Raw genomic sequence first — 7,678 nt, forward strand, 5'->3', positions numbered from 1 at the left:
CTGCCCTGGCGCCGCCTGCTGCCGGCGGCGCTGGACCTCGCCGGGCGCATCCCGGAGGCGCGCATGGCCGCGGCGCGCCGCCTGCTGCGCGGGGATGGCTGACCCCCCCCCCCTCGACAAGCGGCGGCGGCGCTGGCTTGCTGGCGGCCACCGACGATGGAGGGGACCGGCCATGGACCAGGACACCTATTTCTACGATCCGCGCCAGGGCCACGGCCTGCCGCACGACCCGTTCAAGGCCATGCTGGCGCCGCGGCCGATCGGCTGGATCACCAGCGTGGACGGGCAGGGCCGGGTCAATCTGGCGCCCTACTCCTTCTTCAACGGCTTCCACGGCAACCCGCCGATCGTGGGCTTCGCCAGCGAGGGCCGCAAGGACAGCGTGCGCAATGTCGAGGAGACGGGCGAATTCGTCTGCAACCTCGTCTCGCGCGAGCTGGCCGAGGCGATGAACGAGACCTGCGCGCCGCTGCCGCATGGCGAGAACGAGATGGAGCGCGCCGGGCTCGCCGCCGCGCCCTCGACCCTGGTGCGGCCGCCGCGCGTGGCGCGCTCCCCCGCCGCCTTCGAGTGCAAGCTGACCCAGGTGGTGCGGCTGAAGAACATCGACGGCGCCGACCTGCCGGGCTGGCTGCTGCTCGGCCAGGTGATCGGCGTGCATATCCGGCGCGAATTCCTGCGCGACGGGCGGTTCGACACGCTGGCGGCGCGGCCCGTGGCGCGCTGCGGCTATCGCGGCGATTATGCCGAGGTGACCGGGCTGTTCGAGATGCTGCGTCCCACCGCCTGAGCCGGACCGCCAGAAAAGACACGCCGCCCCTGGCGCAAAAAGACACATATCGGCCAGAAAAGCCGATACATCGTAGGGTGGCGCGGCTTTTTGAGCCAACCCGGAACGGTTACACTGGTTGCGCTGGGGGGCGGCGGACGCCCCTGCCCTCTCCACAGCCCACAGGTTTTCCGATGCAATCCTTGCTCGCCGGCCTCTCCCTGCTGATCCTGGGCGACAGCCACTATGCCTCGCAGGGCTACCTGATCACCACGCTGCAGGACCAGCTGGTGCAGCAGGGCGCGCGCGTCGCCACCTTCGCCGCCTGCGGCTCGCCCGCCAGCGTGTTCCTCAGCGCCCGCGTCGCCTCCTGCGGCACGGCGCAGCGCATCCAGTCCGGCCCGGTGCAGACCCAGCGCGGCCCCGAGGCCCGCACCACCCCGCTGCCGCAGCTGGTGCAGCAATACCGGCCGAACCTGATCATCGTCTCCATGGGCGACACCATGGCCGGCTATGTGCGGCGCGAGCTGCCGGCCGACAGCGTGCGCGAGGAGGTGACGGCGCTGACCGACCAGATCCGCGCCATGAACCTGCCCTGCGTCTGGATCGGCCCGAGCTGGGGCACCGAGGGCGGGCCCTTCATGAAGACCTATGCGCGGGTGCAGCAGATGTCGCAGCTGCTCTCGACCATCGTCGCGCCCTGCACCTATGTCGATTCCACCAAGCTGTCGCAGCCCGGCCAGTGGCCGACCTTCGATGGCCAGCACTACACGGTGGAGGGCTACCGCGCCTATGGCCAGGCGCTGGCCACCACGCTGGCGCAGCTGCCGCAGCTGCGCGACATCCGCCGCTGACCGGACAGGACAGGGCAACAAGATAAGGGGGGCGGGATGCCGCCTGCGCGCGCCGGGGTGAGGCAGGCATGATCTTCGCCTCCTTCGAGTTCCTCTGCCTGTTCCTGCCGCTGTTCTTCGCGGTCTATTTCGCCACCCCCCGGCGCTGGCGCAACGCGCCGGTGCTGGTGCTCTCCTGGGCCTTCTATGCCTGGTGGCGCATCGACTTCCTGGCGCTGCTGCTGGGCGTCACCCTGTTCACCTACTTCACCGCAAGGGCGATGGAGCGGGTGGGCGTGCGCTCGCCGCAGGGGAAGCGGCTGATGCAGCTCGGCCTGCTCGGCAATCTCGCCGTGCTGGGCTGGTTCAAATACGCCAATTTCGGCGTCGACAGCCTGAACGCGGTGCTGGACGGCATCGGCCTGGCGCGCATCGGCTGGGCCGAGATCGTGCTGCCGATCGGGCTCTCCTTCTACGTGCTGCAATCGGTCAGCTACCTGGTCGATGTCTGGCGCGGCAGCGTGCCGGTCAGCCACAGCTTCCTGCGCTACGCCACCTACAAGGCGATCTTCTCCCAGCTCATCGCCGGCCCGATCGTGCGCTATGCCGAGATCAACGAGGATCTGCGGCATCGCACCCACTCGCTGGCGCAGTTCGGCATGGGGGCGCGGCGCTTCATGACCGGCTTCGCCATGAAGGTGATCATCGCCGACACGCTGAGCCCGATGGTGGACGCCATCTTCCGGCTGGAGGCGCCGACGCTCGTCGATGCCTGGGCCGGCGCCATCGCCTACACGCTGCAGCTCTTCTTCGACTTCGCCGGCTATTCGGCGATGGCGATCGGGCTGGCGCTGATGATCGGCTTCCGCTTCCCGGAGAATTTCGACAACCCCTATCTCGCCGGCTCGATCCAGGGCTTCTGGCAGCGCTGGCACATGACGCTGTCGCGCTTCCTGCGCGACTATCTCTACATCCCGCTCGGCGGCAGCCGGCAGGGGGCGGGGCGCACCTATCTCAACCTGTTCCTGACCATGCTGATCGGCGGGCTCTGGCACGGCGCCAACTGGACCTTCGTGATCTGGGGCGCTTGGCAGGGCGCGCTGCTGGCGCTGCACCGGCTGTGGAGCAGCGGCGGCGGCCGCGCCATGCCCTGGATCCTCGGCCATGCGCTGACCCTGCTGGCCGTCATGCTGGGCTGGGTGGTGTTCCGCGCCGCCAATCTCAGCGAGGCGCTGCGCGTCTATGCCGGCATGCTGGGCGCCCATGGCACCGCTCTCAGCGACGAACTGGCCTGGCAGGTGACGCCGGACCAATGGGCCACCATCGGCATCGGCATCGCGCTGGTCTACCTGCCGCTGCTGCGCGGCCGCCTGCCCTTCCTGCGCCCGGCGGCGGAGCTGCCGGGCTTCTGGCGGCCCTTCTGGGCGGTCGGGCCGCTCGCCGCCTTCCTGCTCGGCATCGTGCTGCTCTACAGCCGCGCCGCCGTGCCCTTCCTGTATTTCCAGTTCTGAGGCCGCCATGACCGAGCCACGCTGGATCCATCGCGCCGGGCTGCTGCAGGGGGCGGCGGCCGTGCTGCTGCTGGGTCTCGGCGCCTGGCAGGGCATCGCGGCGCTGTCCACCCGCCAGGCCGAGGCGCGGCTGCGGCCGGTGATGACGGCGGACGCCTTCCTGGACGGCCGGCTGACCGGTGCGGTGAACCATGTGCTGGCGCATCTGCTGCCGGCGGATGCGACGCTGCGCGCGGCGGGCGGGCTGTTCCGCTGGGGGCTGTTCGGCTCCGGCGGGCCGCAGCTGCGCGTCGGCTGCGACGACTGGCTCTATCTGACCGAGGAGCTGCGCCCCTGGCCGCGGCCCGAGGCCGACATGCGGGCGCGCGCCGAGGGGCTGGCCCGCGCCGCCCGGGCGCTGGCCGAGCGCAACATCACGCTGCTGGTGGCCGTGGTGCCGGACAAGGCGCGGCGCCACCCCGAGCATCTCTGCGGCGCGCCCTGGTCGGCGCAGGCGCAGGCGCGGCACGACGCCTTCATGGCGCTGCTGCAGGCGCGGGGGCTCAACGCGCTGTCGCTGCTGCCGGCGCTGCGCGGCGCCGACCCGGCCTATTACCGAACCGACACGCATTGGAACCAGGAGGGCGCGGCGGCGGCCGCGGCGGCGATTGCCGCGCACCTGCCGCCGGGCGTGGCACTGGCGCGCGAGCAGCGCTTCGCCACCACGCTGGAGGATACCGAGCGCAACGGGCCAGGCGACCTGCTGCGGCTGATGAGCCTGGACAACATGCCCGACCCCTTCCGCCCGCGCCCCGACCGCGAGCACCGCGCCACCACCGCGGCGCTGGAAGGCAGCGAGCCTGCCGGCGGCGGCGGGCTGCTGGACGAGACGCCGGCGCCGGAGGTGGTGCTGCTCGGCTCCTCCTACTCGCTGAACGGCAATTTCCTGGGCGCGCTGCAGCAGGCGCTGGACAGCACGGTGATCAGCTTCGCCCAGGCGGGCGGCGGCTTCAGCGGCGCCGCGACCAGCTACTTCGCCAGCGAGGCCTTCCGCGACACGCCGCCCAGGCTGATCGTCTGGGAGATGCCGGAGCGTGTCGTCGCCCAGCCGCTCAGCGAGGCGGAGCAGGCCCTGCTGCGCCGCTGGGACTAGCAGCGCGCCCCGGCCGGGGCGCGGCGCCGCCGCTCACATCGCCGAATAGGCCGGCACGCGGGCATCCACCGGGTCCAGCTCGGCCATCAGCACGCCATAGGGCGGCAGCTCGGCCAGGCCGTTGCGCAGCACCACGCCGTCGCTGCTGCCCTCGGCCAGCGGGTGCAGGGTGGAGACCGGGCAGCGCAGCGGCGCGTCCGAGAGGTTGAACAGCGCCATCACCCGCTGCCCGGCATAGTCGCGCACCAGCCCGACCAGCGGCGCCGGCAGCTCCAGCACCTTCATGCCGCCGCGCAGCAGGGCGGGGTGGGCGCGGCGCAGCGCCAGCAGCCGGCGCCAGGCGTGCAGCAGGCTGTCCGGGTCGGCCTCCTGCCGGTCCACCGCCAGGGCGTGATGCGCGGCCGGCACCGGCAGCCAGGGTTCGCCGGTGGAGAAGCCGGCCTGCGGCGCGTCACCCTGCCAGGGCATCGGCGTGCGGCTGCCGTCGCGGCCCTTGAACTCCGGCCAGTAGGTCAGGCCGAAGGGGTCACGGATCTGGGCCAGGGTCAGCTCGGCCTCGGGCAGGCCCAGCTCCTCCCCCTGGTAGAGGCAGACGCTGCCGCGCAGCGACAGCAGCAGCGAAGCCAGCAGCCGGGCGAAGCGCGGATCGGCCGGCGCCTCGCGCCCGGCCGGGTTCCAGCGCGTCACCGCCCGCTCGACATCGTGGTTGGAGAAGGACCAGCAGGGCCAGCCCTCGCGCTCCGTGCCGCCCTCGGCCGCGGCCAGCAGGCCGCGCACCGAGGCATGGTCGAAGCCGCCGCGCAGCGGGCGCAGCGTGTAGGCCATGTGCAGCAGGTCCTCGCCGCTGCTGTAGTCCAGCACACGCTCGAAGGCGCCATCCTGGCTGGAGACCTCGCCCAGCGTCACCGCGCCATAGCGGTCGGTCAGCGCGCGGATGCGGCGCAGGATCTCGAAGATCCGCGGATGCATCATGTCGTGCTGGTGCCATTGCAGGCCGAACAGCTTGGCCGGCACGGCGCCGCCCGGCGCCGGGCGCGCGGCATTGCCGCGCAGCTCCGGGTCATGCGCCAGGAAATCCACCGCATCGAGGCGGAAGCCGTCGACGCCGCGCTGCAGCCAGAACTCGCCGACCGAAAGCAGCGCCTCCAGCGCCGCCGGATTGGCCAGGTTCAGGCTGGGCTGGCTGGAGAGGAAATGGTGCAGGTAGTATTGCCGCCGGCGCGGCTCCCAGCTCCAGGCGGAGCCGCCGAAGACGCTCAGCCAGTTGTTGGGCGGCGTGCCGTCCGGGCTCGGATCGGCCCAGACATACCAGTCGGCCTCCGGCGCGTCGCGCCCGGCGCGGCTGCGGCGGAACCAGGGATGCGCGTCCGAGGTGTGGCCGCCCACCAGGTCCACCAGCACCTTCAGCCCCAGCGCGTGCGCCCGCTCCAGCAGCCGGTCGACATCCTCGAGGCTGCCGAAGAGCGGATCGACCGCCAGATGGTCGGAGACGTCATAGCCGAAATCGCGCCCCGGCGAGGCGTAGAAGGGGCAGATCCAGACCGCATCGACACCCAGGCGCGCGATATGCTCAAGCCGCGCCTCGATCCCCTTCAGGTCGCCAATGCCATCCCCGTCGCTGTCGGCAAAACTGCGCGGATACACCTGGTACAGCACCGCGCCACGCCACCAATCGGCCCCCGCCACCATCCGCTTATCCTCCTGCGGCTTCGACGCTTTCCCCCCGCGAGCTCTCCGTCTCGCGTTTTCGTGATATCATTCGAGCAGCGAAAACGGGCGGGAATCTGGCAGGCGTGGGGTCTTTCCGCGACAGCGTGTCACGAAAAGCGCAGTGGCGCGGTTAACGGGCCGCGGAATCGGCGGCGCCGCGGCACCGCCAGGCGGCACCGCGGCGCATTCCGTCATCTCCTGACACACGCCGCGCGGCGGCGTTTCAGTCCATCGGCAGAAGGGCCGGCGAGGGGCTGAGCTGCATCGTCACCCCGCGCACGCCGGGCACGCCCTCGGCCAGCACGCGCAGCGCCCGCTCGACCGCGGGCGAGCGGCAGAAGCCATGGAAGGTGACGTGGCCGCCCTCGACCGTGGCGAAGATGTAGAAGGCATCGACCCAGGGCTGCTGCCACAGCGCCTGGCTGATCGCGGCGCGGATCGCCTCGTCCGGGCTGTCATCCGGCGCCTCGGCCGGCGGCGCCAGCATGGCGCGCATCAGGTCGGCGCGGGAGAGGATGCCGACCAGCCGCCCCTCGCGCAGCACCGGCAGCCGGCGGATGCGGTGCTTCTCCAGCAGCGCCGCGGCCTCGTCCACCGGCATCTCGGGCGGGGCGGTGACCAGGCCGGTGCTCATCACGTCCTGGGCGCAGCGGCCATGGATGCGGGCGAACTCCTCGGCCTGGCGCGGCGCGCTGGCCAGCAGCCGCTGATACCAGGGGCGCGGCCGCTCGGCCGGCGCGGCCAGGCGGCGCAGCATGTCGCCCTCCGTCACCAGCCCGAGCAGCCGGCCCGCCTCATCCACCACCGGCACGCCGGAGACGCCGCGCTCGGCGAAGAGCGCGGCCAGCGTGGCCAGCGGCGTGGTGGGCGGCACGGTCAGCACCGTCCGGGTCATCAGGTCCTGAACCTGCATGGCGTCCTCCTTGTTCTGCCGCCAGCATGGCGCATCCGCGGCCGGCCGCGCCTTGACGCAGATCAAGCGGATGACGCCCCTGTCATGTTTCGCCGCATGACGGGGCGGGGCCCGGCCCTTGACCAAGCGCTTACCGATGCCGAGGGATAAGGGACCGAGGCCGGCGGCGCGCAGGCATCCGCCTGGGCCCGCCGGCGGACCAGACAGGATCGGCCGCACCCCATGGACCTGCCTTCCGCCCTCCCCGAGCAGGACGAGCTGCCCGCCAGCGCCACCACCGCGCTGCAGCAGGGCCGCTCGACCACGCTGAAGCACGGCGACAGCTTCGCCCTGGCCGACCAGGCCGGCGAGCTGACCGGCGGCGCGGAGGGGCTGTATCACGGCGACACCCGGCACCTGTCGCGCTTCAGCCTGTGGCTGAACGGGCAGCGGCCGCTGCTGCTCTCGGCCGGGCTGCTGCAGAACAACGCGGCGCTGAACTGCGACCTGACCCATGCCGCGCTGCCCCCGGCCGCCCCGGGCGCCGCGCCGCTGCCCGAGGACATGCTGCATCTGCGCCGCAGCCGCTTCCTGTGGCGGGGCACCTGGCATGAGCGTCTGGCGATCCGCAATTTCGACGACAGGCCGCACCGCATCCGGCTGGAGCTGCGCTTCGCCGCCGATTTCGCCGATCTGTTCGAGGCGCGCGGCGCCACCCGGCCGCGCCGCGGCACGCTGCACGGCGCCGAGCTGGGGGCGGAGCAGGTCGGGCTGTCCTACACCGGGCTGGACGGCACGCTGCGCCGCACCCGGCTGCGCTTCGAGCCGGCG

At 72.2% G+C, this 7,678-nt stretch carries 7 protein-coding genes; 5 read left to right on the plus strand and 2 right to left on the minus strand.

Translation table 11 applies throughout. The features are described 5' to 3' along the window. The first annotated feature begins 172 nt into the window (after nucleotides 1-172). From HMPREF0731_RS17505 to HMPREF0731_RS17520, 4 genes are all read left to right on the plus strand, one after another. Nucleotides 173-790 (plus strand): flavin reductase family protein, encoded by a 618-nt coding sequence (locus HMPREF0731_RS17505; RefSeq protein ID WP_007005518.1) that lies wholly within the window; start codon nucleotides 173-175, stop codon nucleotides 788-790. A gap of 173 nt (nucleotides 791-963) precedes the next feature. After that, the gene (locus tag HMPREF0731_RS17510) at nucleotides 964-1,623 is read left to right on the plus strand and encodes an SGNH/GDSL hydrolase family protein (protein ID WP_007005519.1); all 660 of its coding nucleotides are present in this window, start codon (nucleotides 964-966) and stop codon (nucleotides 1,621-1,623) included. A 68-nt stretch (nucleotides 1,624-1,691) separates the two neighbouring features. Next, the gene (locus HMPREF0731_RS17515; RefSeq protein WP_007005520.1) at nucleotides 1,692-3,113 is read left to right on the plus strand and encodes an MBOAT family O-acyltransferase; all 1,422 of its coding nucleotides are present in this window, start codon (nucleotides 1,692-1,694) and stop codon (nucleotides 3,111-3,113) included. Between the two features lie 7 nt (nucleotides 3,114-3,120). Further along, nucleotides 3,121-4,245, plus strand: coding sequence for an alginate O-acetyltransferase AlgX-related protein (locus HMPREF0731_RS17520; RefSeq protein ID WP_007005521.1), 1,125 nt, complete (start codon nucleotides 3,121-3,123; stop codon nucleotides 4,243-4,245). Between the two features lie 33 nt (nucleotides 4,246-4,278). Here the strand turns inward: HMPREF0731_RS17520 and HMPREF0731_RS17525 are convergent, their stop codons facing one another. Together HMPREF0731_RS17525 and HMPREF0731_RS17530 are read right to left on the minus strand one after the other, a co-directional pair. Continuing rightward, on the minus strand, nucleotides 4,279-5,934 hold the full coding sequence (locus HMPREF0731_RS17525; protein ID WP_007005522.1) for an alpha-amylase family glycosyl hydrolase: 1,656 nt from the start codon (nucleotides 5,932-5,934) through the stop codon (nucleotides 4,279-4,281). A 244-nt stretch (nucleotides 5,935-6,178) separates the two neighbouring features. Beyond that, entirely contained in the window at nucleotides 6,179-6,868 is a 690-nt protein-coding gene (locus tag HMPREF0731_RS17530; RefSeq protein WP_040613885.1) for a CBS domain-containing protein, read from the minus strand. Nucleotides 6,869-7,090: 222 nt separating this feature from the next. On the opposite strand from HMPREF0731_RS17530, the gene HMPREF0731_RS17535 reads away from it, so the two are divergent. Further along, a partial coding sequence (locus HMPREF0731_RS17535; protein WP_007005524.1) for a glycogen debranching N-terminal domain-containing protein occupies nucleotides 7,091-7,678 on the plus strand: 588 nt, incomplete at its 3' end.

The organism is Pseudoroseomonas cervicalis ATCC 49957 (assembly GCF_000164635.1).
In the GTDB taxonomy this organism is placed as follows: Bacteria; Pseudomonadota; Alphaproteobacteria; order Acetobacterales; family Acetobacteraceae; genus Pseudoroseomonas; species Pseudoroseomonas cervicalis.

What these genes read in the sequence shown, in the direction of transcription:
- HMPREF0731_RS17515 (WP_007005520.1), top strand. Translation starts at nt 1,692, where the DNA reads ATGATCTTCGCCTCCTTCGAGTTCCTCTGCCTGTTCCTGCCGCTGTTC.
- HMPREF0731_RS17520 (WP_007005521.1), top strand. Translation starts at nt 3,121, where the DNA reads ATGACCGAGCCACGCTGGATCCATCGCGCCGGGCTGCTGCAGGGGGCG.
- HMPREF0731_RS17530 (WP_040613885.1), bottom strand. Translation starts at nt 6,868, where the DNA reads ATGCAGGTTCAGGACCTGATGACCCGGACGGTGCTGACCGTGCCGCCC.
- HMPREF0731_RS17505 (WP_007005518.1), top strand. Translation starts at nt 173, where the DNA reads ATGGACCAGGACACCTATTTCTACGATCCGCGCCAGGGCCACGGCCTG.
- HMPREF0731_RS17510 (WP_007005519.1), top strand. Translation starts at nt 964, where the DNA reads ATGCAATCCTTGCTCGCCGGCCTCTCCCTGCTGATCCTGGGCGACAGC.
- HMPREF0731_RS17525 (WP_007005522.1), bottom strand. Translation starts at nt 5,934, where the DNA reads ATGGTGGCGGGGGCCGATTGGTGGCGTGGCGCGGTGCTGTACCAGGTG.